Source organism: Hymenobacter sp. UYCo722, from assembly GCF_040547115.1.
Lineage (GTDB): Bacteria > Bacteroidota > Bacteroidia > Cytophagales > Hymenobacteraceae > Hymenobacter.
Genome location: NZ_JBEPPC010000001.1, coordinates 582690 through 598424 on the forward strand (window position 1 = coordinate 582690; position 15735 = coordinate 598424).

Consider the following 15735-nt stretch of genomic DNA (forward strand, 5'->3'; position numbering starts at 1 on the left):
CTTTTATACTTTAATGGCAGGCACGCTGGCCGGGCTACTCGCCAGCGGCTGCGTCCGGAAGAATTTTTTCCAGCCCGATGCCCGGCTCAATACCAGCATGCTCCTATCCGCCTCGGCCGACAGCGTACGCAATGTGACGGCGGGCCGGCAATACGCCCGCCACGGCGGCGTGTACAACGCAATGGTGGGCCGCCACCACCGTCCCAGTTGGGCAGCCCCGGTCACGGCCCCGGTATTTCGGCTGAGTACGGCACGCCCCGGCGGCCTGCACCCGGGCAAAGTAGGTGGCGGTTTCAACAGCACCAGCCTGAGCCTGACGGCCGGGGATGGCCACGCCTACGTGCTTCGCACCGTTGATAAAGACCCCATTCGGGCTACGCCGGAAGCCGTGCGGGGCACCTTTCTGGTGAATGTGCTGCGCGACAATGTGTCCTCTACCAACCCGTATGCCGCCCTGCTGGTGCCACCACTGGCCCGGGCCGCCGGCGTGCCCCACTCCTCGCCGCAGCTGTTTTACGTACGGCCCGACGACCCGGCTTTTCAATCCGATTCGCTGGTCCATTTTCGCGGGCAGCTGGCGTACCTCGAAGAAAAAGCGGCCCTGGCTCCCGGGCAGCCCGCCCCCATCAGCGTGGTTAACAGTGAAAAGGCTTTCGCCAGCGTTTTTACCAGCCCCAACCGGCGCTTCGACCAACCGGCGCTGCTGCGCGCGCGCCTGCTCGATGCCTGGCTAGGCGACTGGGACCGCCACGCCGGCCAGTGGAGCTGGGCCATGGCCGCGCCTACGCCCGGCGGCTTCGCGCCCATCAGCCCCCTGCCCAAAGACCGCGACATGGTTATTTACCGCCTCGATGATGGGGTGCTGGGCTGGCTGATTGGCCACGTCGCTATTCGGCATTGGGTCACGTTCGGGCCGCGCTACAAGAACCCGGTGGCTCAGCTTTCCAACGGCGAATACCTCGACCGCCGCGCCCTCAACCAGCTTACGCGGGCCCAGTTTCAGACGGCCGCGCTCGACCTGCAGCGCCGCTTGCCCGACTCGGTGCTGCAACGTGCCGTGCGCCGCCTGCCACCCGCCGTATACGCCCTTGAAGGGGCTCGCACCCTGGCCGCCTTCCGGGCACGGCGCGACGATTTACCCGCCCTGGCCGAGACGTTCTACCGCGACCTGGCCCGCCAGCCCCGCATTGCGGGCACCCAAGCAGCGGAGCGGTTCGAAATCCACCGCTATGCCGACTCTACCGTGGTGACGATATTTCCGGCGCAGGGCACGGTTGCCTTCTACCACCGCGCCTTCGTGCCAGCCGAAACCCGCCATATCCAGCTCGAAGGCCTGGGCGGCGACGACGTATTTGTCGTCACCACTCATGGTGCGCCGGCCAATCGTCAGCCGGCCATCCACATCTACGGTGGGCCGGGCAACGACGAACTGCGCCCGCCGGGACGCGGCCTCCGCTTCGAGCAGGGCAGCGCCCCGGCGGGCCAGGCGTTCGATAAGCTACCGGAAGAATAGCCTGCGATAACATGCATGGCAGGGACAAGTCCCACGCCTGCTGCCGTTGCTGCGTTAAGCGTCCGCCAGCATCTTCAGCACCAGCCGCTCGATGGGTAGCAGTAGGTCGTCGGGCGTAGTTTCGGCGTCGTGCCGGCGCAGGAACTCCACTAGCTGGCCCGACTTGAACAGTTCGACCACCTGCGGGTGAATGTAGTATTTGGAACACACGGTGGGCGTGTTGCCCAAACCCACGGCCACTTCCTTCACGGCGCTTTTGATTGCTTTCTCCGGAGCCAGGTCGGGCTCGTCGCGCAGCACGGCTTCGAGGCAACCCGCCATTTTCACGGTGCCGCCCCAGGTACGGAAGTCCTTGGCCGAAAGCGCCAGGCCGGTATGGCGTTGCAGGTATTCGTTCACGTCGCCCGATTCGAGCGCCCGGCGCTGCCCTTCTTTTGAGTAGTACTGAAACAGGTGCTGGCCCGGAATCTCCTTGCACTTGCGCACCAGCCGGGCCAGGCGGGCATCGTGCACGGTCACGTCGTGCGGCACGCCTTTCTTGCCCACGAAAGAAAAATTCACGTCGGCCCCCTTCACCGCCACGTGGCCATCTTTGAGCGTGGTGAGGCCGTAACTGGCCTTTTTGCCGCCTTTGTTTTTGGCGTACTCCTTATTGCCGACCCGGATAAAGGACTGGTCCATCAGCGTAATCACTAGGGCCACCACCCGGTCGTGGTCGAGGTCCGGGCGGGCCAGGTCCTTGTTCAGCTGCTGGCGCAGGGGCTCCAGCTTTTCGCCGAAAGTGCGCAGGCGCGAAAACTTGGTCAGGCTGCGCATCTCGTCCCAGGCCGGGTGGTAGCGGTACTGCTTGCGGCCCAGTGCGTCGTGGCCCGTCACCTGTAGGTGCGTGGTGGCCGAGGGCGAAATCCACACCTCCGTCCAGGCCGGCGGAATTACGAAGCTGCCGATGCGGTCCAACGTCTTATCGTCGCTGATTTTTTGGTTGTGGGCGTCGTAGTAAGCAAATTTGCCGGCCCGGGTGGGTTTGCGTGTCAGGCCAGGGCCTTGGTCGGTGGCGTAGCGCAGGCCGGCCATCTGGGCCTGGCGGGCGGGGTCTTTATATAGGATATGGGCCTCATCCTGGGGTGATAAAGCCTTTTTACGGGTTTTTGGGCGGGCAGTGGTGGCGGCAGGCATAGTCAGTGATGTAGGAGTCGGAAATTCGGGCACCGGCATTCTACGGAAAAGATGCCGGCGGGGCTACGTCCTAGCTACGGCGGCACCAGCCCTTGGCCGTAGTTTTGCCACATGAATCTGCTTAACCCCGTGTCCGCGTTCAACGAGTGGACCGACCATTTTCTTACCCGCTACCTCGTCCGCAAGGGCCGCCTCCAGCGCCTGCAACTCGATGCCTACCGCAGCTACGGCACGGCTTCCCGAATTTATGTGAAAGGCCGGCTGCTTGGCGACCGGGGTCTGCAGCCCCAAACAGCTACCGACTCCGGCTGGCGCAATTTTCGCAGCATGGTGCGCCGCTTCAACAGCCGCGAAATCGCCGGGGCCGACCTCGTGGCCGAGTTACCCGACGGCAGCCAGCACCTCGTTACGACCGACGATGAGGGTTACTTCACGCTCATCCTCAAGCCCCAGGCCCTGCCTGCCCCGGCGGCCTACCTCTGGTACCCCATTTCGGTGCGCGTGGCACGCCTGCCCCCGCCCTTCGGTCCCGGCCAGCCCGCCGTACAGGCCACCGCCAGCGTACTGGTGCCCCCACCCAGCGCCGAGTTCGGCGTCATCTCCGACCTCGACGACACCGTTTTCGAAACCCGGGCCACCAATCTGTTCAAGATGCTGGCCCGCACGCTGCTCAGCAACGCCCACTCGCGCCAGCCCTTCGAGGGGGTGGCCGCGTTCTACCGCCAGCTCCAGCGCGGCCGCACCGGCCAGCCCGACAACCCCTTTTTTTACGTGAGCAGCAGCCCCTGGAACCTCTACGACATGCTCGACGAGTTTATGGGCCTCCACGAGCTGCCCCCCGGCCCGCTCCTGCTGCGCGATTTCACCATTGGCACGCCGCGCACCACGCCCCCGCCCGGCATCACGGGCTCGGCCGCCATCCACTTCGCCCACAAGCTCCACGAAATCGACGACATCCTGACCACCTACCCAATGCTGCCCTTCGTGCTTTGCGGCGACAGCGGCCAGGAAGATGCCCGCATTTACCGCGAAGTAGTGCGCCGCCACCCCGGCCGCATCCGTGCTATCTACATCCGCGACGTGCAGGTACCGGCGCGGGCTCTGCTCGTCGGCCCCATCATCGAGGAGCTGAAAGTGGCGGGCGTGCCCATGCTGCTGGTGCCCGATTACGCGGCGGCAGCGGCACACGCGGCGGCAATGGGGCTGGTGGCTTAACCAGCGCCCCTCTCAAACGACGGTGACGACATGGTGGGTGAGTTACGGCAGTAAGGTGGTTGTTACTGGCTGCTGTTGGTGTGGTCGGCTACCACCACCCACTTGCCGTTGATTTGCCGCATCACCAGCAAGAAATAGCCCTGCAAGTCGCCCAGCGCCGCGGGGCGGGCCAGGTGCCAGCGCCCCACCACCTGCGCCGCGCCGGGGGCCAGCAGCGACACCCGCAGCCCGCCGAAATCGAGCTGGCCCATCGTGGCCGCGTCGGGGTAGTTTTTCTGGTAGTTAGCCAGCGTGGGCTGCCAGCCGTAGGTTGGCCCCTTCCGGCCAATAAACACCAGCGAATCGGACTGCCAGTAGCCCTGCATGAAGCCGGGAATATCGCCCCGGTTCCAGGCGGCGGTTTGGGTAGTGAGCACCTGCACGATGGCGCGGCGGTCGGCCTCCGGCTTGGCTTTGGGAGTGGCCTGGGCGGCAGCCCCGTGTGCGCCGGCCAGGCACACTAGCAAGTGCAGGGTTATGTTCAGATTAGCCATTGGTTTATCGGTGGTGAATGGGAGAAATTTTAGATTCTGACCCCAATCTCGCCCAAAACCCCGTAAACCGCATAGGCTGGCTAGCCAAACGACGGTTTGCGCTGTTACAGCAGCAGCAGTTGCTACTGCTGTAACGGCCCTGATTTTATTGATTTTCCATGACCGAGCCCACTCTCACCGACCAGGATATTGACCGCATCATCGAAATGGCCTGGGAAGACCGTACGCCTTTCGACGCCATTGAACAGCAGTTTGGGCTCCGCGAGCAAGCCGTTATCGAGTTAATGCGCCGCGAGTTGAAGGCTTCTTCCTGGCGCCGCTGGCGCGCCCGGGTGCAGGGCCGGGCCACCAAGCACGAAGCCAAAAGCCCGGTCGATGACGGGCGCTTTAAATCCACGCGGCAGCGCAGTATCAGCATCAATAAAATTTCTAAGCGCAGCTAGCGCGCCTACTTCAGCATTTCGGCCACGTAGCGGGTGCCGCCCAGCCGGCGCATGTTGCGCAGCACGCGCAGCTGCTTGGCCCGCGCCACCGGCCCGGGGTTCGAAGCCCGGAAGCGAAGCGGATTGGGCAGTACGCCAGCCAGCAGCGCGGCTTCGGCGGGGCTCACCTCGCTGGCAGACTTACCGAAATAGCGCCGGCTGGCCGCCTCTACTCCGAAAGTGCAGTCGCCCATCTCGGCCACGCTCAGGTACATCTCCATAATGCGGCGCTTGCTCCAAAGTGTTTCAATCAACACCGTGAAGTAGGCCTCGGCCAGCTTGCGTACGTAGCTGCGGCCCTGCCACAAAAACACGTTTTTGGCCACTTGCTGCGAAATGGTGCTGCCGCCCACGATGTGCTTGCCGTCGCCATTCCAGTTGCGTCGGGCGGCCTGGGTCAAGGCATCGAGGTCGAAGCCGTGGTGAAGCAGAAAGCGCTGGTCTTCGGCCGCCACCAGGGCCAGCGGCACCGTGGGGGCCACCTCATCGAGGGTGCGAAAATCGTAGCGGATGCGGCGCGGCGCGGGCTGAATGCCGTAGTAGCCGAGCCCTACCGGGGCGTGGGCGCGGCGGTCGAGCATCAGCCAGGTGGCGGGTGGGGCCACCCAGCGGTAGAGCAGCACCCAGGCCACCGAGGTCAGAAATAGCGCGGCCAGCAGTTGCAGCAGCAGCCGGCCGGCTTTTTTTAGCAGCGTGCGAACGTCAGGAATTAAGCTGGTGGAAGAGGACATGGGGCGCAAAAGTAGCGCCCTGCGCGGCTTTTCGGCATTCCCGCCTACCTTGCTACTCGCTCCGCCGCCGGCCGTATTGCCGGGCGGGCCAAAACCCAACGCCGGGGGCCACTTGTTGCGCCCGTAGTTACGTTCCGCCCCAGTACTTATTTGCCCATGGCCCGCCTGCTTCCGCTGTTTCCGCTCAACCTCGTGGTGTTTCCGGGCGAAAAGCTCAACCTGCACATCTTCGAGCCCCGCTACCGCCAGCTGGTGCGCGAATGCATCGAGCAAAATACCACCTTCGGCATTCCGCCCTATCTCAACGACAGCCTCAGCGAGCTCGGCACTGAAATGCGTCTGCTCAGCGTCGAGCAAACCTACTCCAGCGGCGAGCTCGATATCCGCTCCAAGGCCGTGGGGGTGTTCCGCATCAATAAGTTCTATCGCCAGGCTCCCGGCAAGCTCTACGCCGGTGCCCTTGTCGAAAACGTGACCCAGGATACGGAGGCCGACCCTGTGCTGCGCACCGTCATCACGAAGCAGGTTCGCCAGCTCTACGAGGCCCTGGGCCTGCGTAAGCTCCTGCTGGAACTAGCTCCCGACTACGCCATTTTCGATGTGGCTCACCACATCGGGTTCAGCACCGAGCAGGAATACCAGCTGCTGGCCACCACCAGCGAGCTCGAACGCCAGGAAATGGTCCGCGACCACCTCGACACCATCCTGCCCGTTGTGCTCGAAACCGAGCGCCTCAAGGAGCGGGTGCGCCTGAATGGCCACTTTAAAAACCTCACCCCCCCGAACTTCTAGGACCACGGACAGGAGGATTTTTAGCGAATTGCTCGGATGTTGCAATCTGTTTTGAGCGGCTAAATCAAGAATATGAAGCTGTCTAGGAAGTCAAAAGGCCGTCATGCTGAGCTTGCCGAAGCATCTCTACTGCTTTGTCAGGGCCGTCCAACGGCGCGGTAGAGATGCTTCGGCAAGCTCAGCATGACGGGCTGGTTGTTTTTGGCGACTTCCTGAACAGCAACGAAAAAAGGCTTGCCGATGGGCAAGCCTTTTTTCGTTGCGAGTTAACTGCAAAATCTGTACTCGTCCGATATTATTGCTTCAAGCCCGCTGGTACGCCCTGCGGATATTGCGCGGCAATTTCTTTTTGCAGCTCGCCAATGCGGTTGCCGGGGTCGGGGTGCGTGCTCATAAATTCCGGCGTGCTGCTGCGGCCGCCCTGCTGCTGGAGCATCTGCATCACCTGAATCATGGCGCGGGGGTCGTAGCCGGCTTTGGGCGTGAAATCGACGGCCAGCTTGTCGGCTTCCAGCTCATCGTTGCGGCTGAAACGCAGCGAAACCACCTTGGCAATGGCTGCCGCGATGGCTCCCTTGGCAATTGAGCTACCGGGGTTATTGGGGTCGTAGGACGCAATGGTGGCCGCGCCAGCCAGGCCCTGCGTCAGGTTCGACTTGGCGACCTGCTCGGCCGAGTGCCGGGCCACCACGTGGCCAATTTCGTGGGCCAGCACACCGGCCAGCTCGCCTTCGGTGGTCAGCTTGTTGAGAATGCCTTTGGTGATGAACACCTGGCCACCCGGCAGCGCGAAGGCGTTGATGGTCTGGTCGTCGGCCAATAGATGAAACTGAAAGCGGTAGGGCGTCTGGCCAGCTTTGGTGCTGGCAATAATTTTTTGGCCCACGGCCTGCACGGCGGCGGTGGCCCGGGCATCGGGGCTTTCGCCACCGTATTCGGCGGCCATTTGCGGCGCGGCCTGCAGACCCAGGGCAATTTCCTGGTCGGTGCTCATGTTGACGTGCTGGGTTTCGCCGGTCACTTCGTTTTTGGAAGTATTAAAAAAGTAGCCGAACAGCGACACCGCCGCCACGATGAGCCCGATGATGAAGCGGAGATTTAAGCGCATGGTAAACAATCAAAAAAGGATGAAAAAGAAAATCGCCGGGCGCGAAGCCCGGCGCGCTGCGCTTTTAACGCACCCCTGCCATTCTGGTTATGCTAATTGCCCGCCCCACCCCCGTCCGGGGTTGCCCACGAAGCCGTCGCCCCGTCTACCTCGAGCCAGCGCGAGTGGTAGCCAGCCTGGGCCGGCCCGTGCAGATACAGCACGCTCCCACCCTTAATAGCCTGCACGATAGCCGCCGCCTGCCCAGCCGGCAATGCCGGGCAGCCCTGGCTGCGTCCCAGCCGGCCGTGGGCCCGCACAAACTCTTCGCACACGTAGTCGGCCCCGTGCACGACCACGGCGCGGCTCTCGGCATTGGTGTTGAAGCCGGGGTCGAGTCCTTGCAGCTTCAGCGAGAGGCCGTGCTTGCCCACGTAAGTAGCCGGCGCCGTGCGGTAGAAGCCCAGGCTACTCATCTCCGAGCCTTCCTGGTTCGAAAACGCTACCGGCAAGTCGCCCCCACTGGCCTTGCCGTGTGCTACCAGCGTATGAAACAGCACGCGGCCGGCGGCCACGTCAATCACCCACAGGCGCTTCAATTGGCTGGGTCGGCTGAAATCGACCAGCGTAAGTACCGGCCGGCCAGCAGCGCGGCCCGCCGCCCGCACGTTATAAAAGCCTACCAATCCTTCGCGCAGCAGGCTAAACGGCAGGTCGGCGGCCCCTAACCGGGCAAATAGCGTTGCCGCTTTGCGCTCAAACACCGTCTGGTTGAACGCCCGGCGGGCACTTTCGGGCAACTTAGCCAGTGCGGCGGCCGGCACGGTTTGAGCCTGGGCCGCACCGCCCATCAGAACCAAGCCCACTACCGCGCTCGCAACTAAAATCCTTTTGAACATTCCAATAATATAAATTATATAAATCTGTATTTTAGTCAGCGTAGGTCGTAGACAGCACCAGGCCAAAAATAGTGCTTAATTTTGTTCATATTCTCGTTTCTAATTTATTTTCATCGCTCATGACGCATTTTTCCTACTGCCTGAGCGTTCGCCGGCACCTTTCTTTTCTCCTACTTGCGGCAAGCCCGGCATTGGCGGGCTGCGGCCACGCGCTCCCCAACATCCCCAACTTTGATGCCGCCGCCTGGCGCGCCGACCCCTACGCCTGCCACAACCAGCGGCGGGCGGCCGTGCCGGCCCTGCTGCGCGTTAAAGAGAATCTTTACGAAGCCCGGGCCGATGACGTGAATGCGCTCCTTGGCCAGCCCGATGAGGAGGAGCTACGCGCCAACACCGAAAAAGTGTATTACTACTATCTAGAACCCGGCACGCAATGCGCGGCCGGCCATGTGCGCTCGGCCGCCCCACGCATCAGCCTGCGCTTTGGCCCGCTCGGCACGGTTACGGAAGTACTGAGTGACCCGCTAACCCCGTTGCGTTAAAGAAATAGCCTCCTTTTGAAGGTAGACGATTTGTTTCATTGAAGTAAGAGTCGTCATTCGTCCGCTTGCAAACCGGAGGCCGGCGCAACCATAATGACTGCTGAAGTGGTATAAAAGCAACGGCCCGCCATTACTTGGCGGGCCGTTGCTTTTAACTTTTATTTTAAGTAAATGAGCCGCTTTGAGGCGGGATTACCCCAGGCCATTGCCGGTGGTGGCGGGCGCGGTAACGGGCGGGGCAGAACGCTGCAGCTGGCTCAACTGTGAAGGGGTGAGAATGCGGCTGCATTCCTGCTCGAACTGGGCTTCGAGCTCGGCCGCCTTGGCGGCACGGGTGGCAGCATCGGTGCGGTATTCACGATTGATGCCGTTGAGGGTGCTTAGCCGGGTGCGGTTCAGAGGGAGCAGCTGTAGATACTGTCCTTCATTCAGGTGGAGGCGGTTGGCCATCTCCCGGGTGTAGGACACAACCTCACGTTGGGAAGCCTCCCGAGGCGTGGGCTTTTCGGTAATCCGGTCAGCCATTTGTGCACGGGCCGGCAACGAAGCCAAAGACCAGCACAGCGCGATAAAGAAGGGAATAGAGAAACGCATAAGTCAATTTTTTCTTCGGCTAAAACAAATTTACGCCTTAAACGTCGATTTAGCAACGCAAAGTTTCAATCCGTTCTATCTTTTTTCACAATAACACACCACTTCTATATTCGAACCCATAAAAAAAGCAGCCTCGTCGGAGGCTGCTTTTCAGGCTACTACTGATTGGGGGCTACGGCAATTATACTTTTTCCATTTCCCCCATTGCCTGGTGTTCGGTGCTTTTAAAATACTGCATGGCAACGAGTGATGTGATAACGCCCGTCATGGTGCCAAGTAAAATGATGCCCAGGCCGCTAATCAGCACGCCCAGGTCGGACCCGAACAGGTCGCGGGCCTCAATCTGGCTGATGGCCGCCTGGCTGATGCCACCCAGCAGCCAAAAGAAAACGCCCAGCAGCGCCGAAGCCACCATCGCGGTGATGATGCCCGTACTGAAGCCGCCAAAGTAGGTCATGCGGTCGCCACAAGCCTTTTTGAGCCGCCGAATGGCAAACACCACCCCGCCGGCCAGCAGCACAATATCGAGGGTACCCGCTTCGAGCTGGCCCAGGAAACCGGCCAGGGCAGCCACGCCAGTGTAGACAACGAGGGCCAATGCGGTGAATACGCCCATACGCAGGCCGTTTTTTTCGGAAGTCAGAGTTGGGGCAGCCATACTTGAATTTGCGTTAACAGGTGAAAGTTGGCCAGATTAGCCGGTTTAAAGAGCCTTTAGACAGAAGTGCAACACGCGATACCGCGCGATGGTTGTACGCGGGGGGTCGCTAGCGGTTGACTGGCCAGTGTGCGGCGGGCACTAATCTTCCCGCTAGATAGTTATTTTCTTCAGGTTAAGCTACTCCTTTCCGCTAATCGGATTCGGACCCGGCTCCTATTATGTAATTTTGTGGCTGGCCCTGCTTGGATGCGGGGTGCCCGCGCCCTTATTTTTTGCTTGAATGATTTCCACCTCCAACGTTAGCCTGCGCTACGGCAAGCGCATTCTCTTCGAAGACGTCACCGTTAAATTCCTGCCCGGCAACTGCTACGGCCTTATTGGCGCCAACGGCGCAGGCAAGTCGACTTTCCTCAAAATCCTCTCGGGCGAGCTTGAGCCCAACACCGGCTCGGTGGAGATGCCCGCCGGCCAGCGCCTGGCCGTGCTCAAGCAGAACCAGTTTGCCTACGACGACCAGCAAGTGCTGCACACCGTCATTCAGGGCCACCAGCGCCTGTTTGCGGTGATGAGCGAGAAGGACGCGCTGTATGCCAAAGCCGATTTTTCGGATGCCGACGGCGAGCGTGCCGCCGTTCTGGAAGGCGAGTTTGCCGACCTCGAAGGTTGGAACGCCGACTACGAGGCGGCCGAGCTGCTCAGCGGCCTCGGCATCACGGAAGACAAACACTACGCACTGATGTCGGACCTCGGGGCGAGCGAAAAAGTGCGCGTACTGCTGGCCCAGGCCCTGTTTGGCAACCCCGACGTGCTGCTGCTCGACGAACCGACCAACAACCTCGATGCCGAGAGCGTGCTCTGGCTGGAGAACTTCCTCGATAATTTCCAGAACACGGTGATTGTGGTGAGCCACGACCGCCACTTCCTCGATGCCGTGTGCAACTACATGGCCGACCTGGACTTCTCAAAAATCACGATGTACCCCGGCAACTACTCGTTTTGGTACGAGAGCAGCCAGCTGGCCCTGCGCCAGCGCCAGGACGTGAACAAGAAAACCGAAGACAAGCGCAAGGAGCTCGAAGAGTTTGTGCGTCGCTTCTCGGCCAACGCCTCGAAATCGAAGCAGGCCACCAGCCGCCAGAAGCTGCTGCAAAAGCTAACGCTCGAGGAAATCAAGCCGTCTTCGCGCCGCTACCCCTACATCGCCTTCAAGCCCGAGCGCGAGCCCGGCAACCAGCTGCTGAACGTAGAAAACGTCAGCGCCAAAGTCGATGGCAAGCACGTATTCAAGAACGTGACGTTCTCGCTTGACAAAGGCGATAAAGTAGCCATTGTGGGCCGCGACGACCGGGCCGCTTCGCTGCTGTTTGACGTGCTGTTTGGTGATGCCACCCCGGCCACCGGCGATTTCAAGTGGGGCACCACCATCACGCCGAGCTACTTCCCCAAGGAAAACAACCAGTACTTCCAGTCGGGTGAAATGAACCTGGTGGATTGGTTGCGCCAGTACTCGACCGATAAGGACGAGAGCTTTGTGCGTGGCTGGCTGGGCCGGATGCTGTTTTCGGGCGAGGAATCGCAGAAGAAATCCAACGTGCTGAGCGGCGGCGAGAAAGTGCGCTGCATGCTAAGCAAGATGATGCTGGAAAGCGGCAACGTGCTCGTGCTCGACGACCCGACGAACCACCTCGACCTCGAATCCATTCAGGCCCTGAATAACGGGCTGCGTGACTATCCGGGGGCCATGCTCTTTGCCTCGCACGATTTGCAGTTCATCGACACAGTGGCCACGCGCATCATCGAGCTCACCCCCGACGGCATTATCGACCGACGCATGAACTACGAAGAATACCTGGCCGATGATAATCTGAAGGCCCAGCGCCAGAAGATGTACAAAATGGCCTAAGCAATTGACGATTACCGGCCGGAAAATGAATAATTTTCCGGCCGCTTTCGTTACCGGTCTGCGCGTGTGCGCTCCAATTCCCTCCTTTTTTCGCTTTTCGCATGAATCGTCGTCTGCTTCCGTTAATGCTGCTGGTTTCCGCAGCTATCGGGTTGCCCACCCTCCGGGCCCAGGCCCAGGACAATAAGCCGGTGCTCAACACGGCACCTCCCGGCCAGCCGCCCGTGACACCACGGCCCGTTACGCCGGCTCCGGTGCCCGTGCCAGCTACCGAGCCCACCGCACCGGCCTCTACGCCCACCTACGACCCCAACACGCCGGCCCCGCAGTCGTCGCCATCTGCGCCATCCGGCTTGGATTTCCCGAACCGAAAAACCACCAAGGCCGGCGGAGCGGAGGATGTGCCGCCAACCAAGAAGTTTCTTTACACCAACGTCGGCCTGGGCTTCGCTTCCGTAAATGGGTTAAACCAGTTCAACGCAAGTATCTCGCCCGCCGTAGGCTTCCGGATTTCCAATAAATTTGCCGTTGGCCCGGGTATTTCCTACGCCTACAGCAGCTACAGCCTCGATAATCAGGCGCGCAACGCTGGTTTCGCCCTAAACCTGAACGGCGACAAGAGCATCAGCTCCAGCAGCATCGGGCTGAAAGCATTTGCCCAGTACATCGTGTACAAGGAGTTTTTTGTTCATGCCGAGTACGAAGTTACCAATGCTCAACTCATTGATTTCGACTCGAATACTGGCTATTATAAGTATAAGCGCACTGTAGCCACGCCATTGGCCGGCATCGGCTACCGCTCCTACCTGGGCCAGAACGCGGCTATTGATATTGTCGGGCTTTATAATTTCGACAACAGCCTGTATTCGCTTTACCCCGGCCTGGTAGTTCGATTCAGCTTGTTGTTCAACTTTGGTAAATAGGGCTTATCTAGCCCGAATATTTGAACACAAAAAGCCCCGCTGGAAATTCCAGCGGGGCTTTTTGTGTTTTTTAGCTAACCCTTGCGGGAAAGACTATACCGCGCTTCGGCCGCTGATAACACGCAGCAGGATGGCGATGATGGCGATAACCAGCAGTACGTGAATGATACCGCCCGTGAAGAAGCCACCGAAGAAGCTAACAGCCCAGATGATGACCAGAATGACGGCGATGATATACAGGAGATTACCCATGATTGAAAGTTTGAAAGAGTGTGAAGGGGAGGTGAAAAAGAGAGTAAGAAGTGTCTCTGGGGCTTGTACGGGGTACTAATTCAAAAGGATATAATTCTTTATCATTTTTTTTCTGAGGCGCCAAACAAAATGACCCTTTCGCTTGTGGGCTTAGCTTTGTACCAAGTCGCCGTCATGGCTACATTTCTCATCCCACCCTCTCTTTTTCCGCACTTTATGAACGTCGCCGTAATTGGCTCTGGCACCATGGGCAATGGCATTGCCCACGTATTTGCCCAGCATGGTTTTTCCGTTTCTCTCATTGATATCAACCAGCCGGCGCTGGACCGGGCCCTTGGCACCATCACTAAAAACCTCGACCGCCAGGTAGCCAAAGCCACCCTGAGCGAGGACGACAAGATGGCTACCCTCGGCCGAGTGAAGACTTTCACCTCCATACAGGAAGGCGTGGCCGGCGTGAGCTTGGTGGTGGAAGCCGCCACTGAAAACGTCGACCTAAAGCTGCAAATCTTCCGCGACCTGGACCAGCATGCGCCCGCCGAGGCCATTCTGGCATCGAACACTTCGTCGATTTCCATTACTAAAATCGCGGCCGTCACCAAGCGCCCGGAGCAGGTAATTGGGATGCACTTCATGAACCCCGTGCCAGTGATGAAGCTGGTAGAGGTGATTCGGGGCTACGCCACCTCCGATGCCGTGACGCAGCAGGTAATGGAGCTGTCGCGCCAACTGGGGAAAACGCCTACGGAGGTGAACGACTACCCCGGCTTCGTGGCCAACCGCATACTGATGCCGATGATTAACGAGGCCATCATCACGCTGTTTGAGGGCGTAGCTGGCGTAGAGGAGATTGATACCGTAATGAAGCTGGGTATGGCCCACCCGATGGGCCCGCTGCAGCTGGCCGATTTTATTGGGCTGGATGTGTGCCTGGCCATTCTGCGGGTGCTGCACGATGGTCTGGGCAATCCCAAATACGCTCCCTGCCCCCTGCTGGTGAACATGGTAATGGCCGGCCGCCTGGGCGTGAAGTCGGGCGAGGGCTTCTATCAGCACACCGCCGGCTCGAAGGAGCTGGTAGTGGCCGCGCGGTTCCGGAAGTAGGCCCACGCCAGCTCCCCCTGAACGTCATGCTGAGCGCAGCCGACGCAGCGCTACCGCGTAAGTAATTATTTACTATTGCGGTAGCGCTGCGTCGGCTGCGCTCAGCATGACATTCTTTTGTTACAGCCACTTCATCACGTAAGGAAACAACCTGCGCTACGTCTACCGCGTTGTTATCGCAACCAACGAATCAATATTCCTACCCATGCAAAAAGCAACATTTGGCGCCGGCTGCTTCTGGTGCGTCGAGGCCGTATTTCAGAACCTGAACGGTGTGGAGAAAGTGGTTTCCGGCTATGCCGGCGGCCGCATTGCCAACCCAACTTACAAGGAAGTGTGCAGCGGCCTTACGGGCCACAACGAGGTGATTGACATCACCTTCGACCCGGCTATTATCAGCTTCACAGAGCTGCTCGAGATATTCTGGAAAACCCACGACCCGACCACCCTCAACCGCCAGGGCAACGACACCGGCACGCAGTACCGCTCGGGCATCTACTACCACAACGACGAGCAAAAGCAGCTCGCCGAGGAGTATAAGCAGAAGCTGAATGAGGGCCATGCCTTCCCCAATCCGGTGGTGACGGAAATTGTGGCCGCCCCCACCTTCTACCCCGCCGAGGACTACCACCAGAACTATTTCAACCTGCACGGCCACGAGCCTTATTGCCAGTTTGTGGCCCGCCCCAAAGTGGACAAGGTGAAGGCACTATTCGGCGAGAAGCTGAAGGCCGGCGTGTAATCCAATATTAATTTCGACTAGCAAAAAAGCCCACTGATTAGCGGGCTTTTTTGTTGGCCATTTTGGCTAGGTCGGCTTCCATTGCATCGAGCCGGGCTAGGAATTGCTCAGCATATTCCCAAGGATGAATTTCACGCTTACCTGCTTTTTCGGCTTCGTAGCGTTGACGTCGAAATGCATCAGCAGCCATTTGTAATACAGCGTTGTCAGCTTGACCAGCAATTTTGAATTGTCCGAATGCAGTGGCAACCACAGCCCGGTCAATTTCGCTATTCAATGACAATTCATCTCGTGACATTGCATCCAGTTGCGTGAGTTCTGTCACATCAAGATAAGTTGTATCAAATCCCCAATCGTTGGTTAACAGGTTGCGCAGAAATGTTGCTGCCTCAACTCCTGCAGTCCGTTGCTGGTACCATTCTTCAAGATTAGCTAGCGTGTCGTTCCCTGAATCGTTACCAAAAGGGGAAAAATCATCGGTACAATCATAATAGAATTCGGCGGCGGCATTTTCTACTAAAAGCGGATGGCTCGTTTCCCGAGCCAAGCCTACTTCCTCGTCATCAAAATAATAAGCACTCATAAC

The 15735-nt window shown here is 59.6% G+C and carries 18 protein-coding genes; 9 read left to right on the top strand and 9 right to left on the bottom strand.

What is annotated here, in order from left to right; all coding sequences use genetic code 11:
• Positions 1-13 precede the first annotated feature (13 nt).
• The gene (locus tag ABIB44_RS02505; RefSeq protein WP_354583044.1) at positions 14-1513 is read left to right on the top strand and encodes a hypothetical protein; all 1500 of its coding nucleotides are present in this window, start codon (positions 14-16) and stop codon (positions 1511-1513) included.
• 54 nt (positions 1514-1567) lie between these two features.
• Here ABIB44_RS02505 and ABIB44_RS02510 read toward each other — a convergent pair whose 3' ends face one another.
• Entirely contained in the window at positions 1568-2689 is a 1122-nt protein-coding gene (locus ABIB44_RS02510; RefSeq protein WP_354583045.1) for a DNA topoisomerase IB, read from the bottom strand.
• A 111-nt stretch (positions 2690-2800) separates the two neighbouring features.
• On the opposite strand from ABIB44_RS02510, the gene ABIB44_RS02515 reads away from it, so the two are divergent.
• The gene (locus ABIB44_RS02515) at positions 2801-3904 is read left to right on the top strand and encodes an App1 family protein phosphatidate phosphatase (protein ID WP_354583046.1); all 1104 of its coding nucleotides are present in this window, start codon (positions 2801-2803) and stop codon (positions 3902-3904) included.
• A gap of 62 nt (positions 3905-3966) precedes the next feature.
• Here the strand turns inward: ABIB44_RS02515 and ABIB44_RS02520 are convergent, their stop codons facing one another.
• Positions 3967-4437 carry a YybH family protein gene (locus ABIB44_RS02520; RefSeq protein WP_354583047.1) on the bottom strand — a complete coding sequence of 157 codons (471 nt, stop codon included), beginning with the start codon at positions 4435-4437 and terminating at the stop codon, positions 3967-3969.
• Positions 4438-4595: 158 nt separating this feature from the next.
• On the opposite strand from ABIB44_RS02520, the gene ABIB44_RS02525 reads away from it, so the two are divergent.
• The gene (locus ABIB44_RS02525) at positions 4596-4880 is read left to right on the top strand and encodes a TIGR03643 family protein (RefSeq protein ID WP_354583048.1); all 285 of its coding nucleotides are present in this window, start codon (positions 4596-4598) and stop codon (positions 4878-4880) included.
• Between the two features lie 5 nt (positions 4881-4885).
• On the opposite strand, the gene mtgA is transcribed toward ABIB44_RS02525, so the two are convergent.
• Complete coding sequence (gene mtgA, locus ABIB44_RS02530; RefSeq protein WP_354583049.1) at positions 4886-5650, bottom strand: monofunctional biosynthetic peptidoglycan transglycosylase; 765 nt, start codon at positions 5648-5650, stop codon at positions 4886-4888.
• 156 nt (positions 5651-5806) lie between these two features.
• On the opposite strand from mtgA, the gene ABIB44_RS02535 reads away from it, so the two are divergent.
• Complete coding sequence (locus ABIB44_RS02535) at positions 5807-6442, top strand: LON peptidase substrate-binding domain-containing protein (RefSeq protein WP_354583050.1); 636 nt, start codon at positions 5807-5809, stop codon at positions 6440-6442.
• 295 nt (positions 6443-6737) lie between these two features.
• Here the strand turns inward: ABIB44_RS02535 and ABIB44_RS02540 are convergent, their stop codons facing one another.
• Both ABIB44_RS02540 and ABIB44_RS02545 read right to left on the bottom strand, forming a co-directional pair.
• Entirely contained in the window at positions 6738-7550 is an 813-nt protein-coding gene (locus tag ABIB44_RS02540; RefSeq protein ID WP_354583051.1) for a M48 family metalloprotease, read from the bottom strand.
• A 92-nt stretch (positions 7551-7642) separates the two neighbouring features.
• Positions 7643-8428: a murein L,D-transpeptidase catalytic domain family protein gene (locus tag ABIB44_RS02545; protein WP_354583052.1), complete on the bottom strand. Its 786-nt coding sequence runs from the start codon at positions 8426-8428 to the stop codon at positions 7643-7645.
• 119 nt (positions 8429-8547) lie between these two features.
• Between ABIB44_RS02545 and ABIB44_RS02550 the strand changes: the two genes are divergently transcribed.
• Positions 8548-8970: a hypothetical protein gene (locus tag ABIB44_RS02550; protein WP_354583053.1), complete on the top strand. Its 423-nt coding sequence runs from the start codon at positions 8548-8550 to the stop codon at positions 8968-8970.
• Between the two features lie 192 nt (positions 8971-9162).
• Here ABIB44_RS02550 and ABIB44_RS02555 read toward each other — a convergent pair whose 3' ends face one another.
• Positions 9163-9495: a hypothetical protein gene (locus ABIB44_RS02555; RefSeq protein ID WP_354583054.1), complete on the bottom strand. Its 333-nt coding sequence runs from the start codon at positions 9493-9495 to the stop codon at positions 9163-9165.
• Between the two features lie 250 nt (positions 9496-9745).
• Positions 9746-10222 carry a DUF4199 domain-containing protein gene (locus ABIB44_RS02560; protein ID WP_354583055.1) on the bottom strand — a complete coding sequence of 159 codons (477 nt, stop codon included), beginning with the start codon at positions 10220-10222 and terminating at the stop codon, positions 9746-9748.
• Positions 10223-10505: 283 nt separating this feature from the next.
• Between ABIB44_RS02560 and ABIB44_RS02565 the strand changes: the two genes are divergently transcribed.
• Both ABIB44_RS02565 and ABIB44_RS02570 read left to right on the top strand, forming a co-directional pair.
• Positions 10506-12128, top strand: coding sequence for an ABC-F family ATP-binding cassette domain-containing protein (locus ABIB44_RS02565; RefSeq protein WP_354583056.1), 1623 nt, complete (start codon positions 10506-10508; stop codon positions 12126-12128).
• A 101-nt stretch (positions 12129-12229) separates the two neighbouring features.
• Positions 12230-13051 (top strand): hypothetical protein, encoded by an 822-nt coding sequence (locus ABIB44_RS02570; protein ID WP_354583057.1) that lies wholly within the window; start codon positions 12230-12232, stop codon positions 13049-13051.
• 93 nt (positions 13052-13144) lie between these two features.
• Here the strand turns inward: ABIB44_RS02570 and ABIB44_RS02575 are convergent, their stop codons facing one another.
• Positions 13145-13303: a lmo0937 family membrane protein gene (locus tag ABIB44_RS02575; protein ID WP_168672812.1), complete on the bottom strand. Its 159-nt coding sequence runs from the start codon at positions 13301-13303 to the stop codon at positions 13145-13147.
• Positions 13304-13519: 216 nt separating this feature from the next.
• Between ABIB44_RS02575 and ABIB44_RS02580 the strand changes: the two genes are divergently transcribed.
• Positions 13520-14407: a 3-hydroxybutyryl-CoA dehydrogenase gene (locus tag ABIB44_RS02580; protein WP_354583058.1), complete on the top strand. Its 888-nt coding sequence runs from the start codon at positions 13520-13522 to the stop codon at positions 14405-14407.
• Between the two features lie 205 nt (positions 14408-14612).
• Entirely contained in the window at positions 14613-15149 is a 537-nt protein-coding gene (gene msrA, locus ABIB44_RS02585; protein ID WP_354583059.1) for a peptide-methionine (S)-S-oxide reductase MsrA, read from the top strand.
• 37 nt (positions 15150-15186) lie between these two features.
• On the opposite strand, the gene ABIB44_RS02590 is transcribed toward msrA, so the two are convergent.
• Positions 15187-15732, bottom strand: a complete 546-nt coding sequence (locus tag ABIB44_RS02590) for a hypothetical protein (protein ID WP_354583060.1) — start codon at positions 15730-15732, stop codon at positions 15187-15189.
• Positions 15733-15735: the final 3 nt, after the last annotated feature.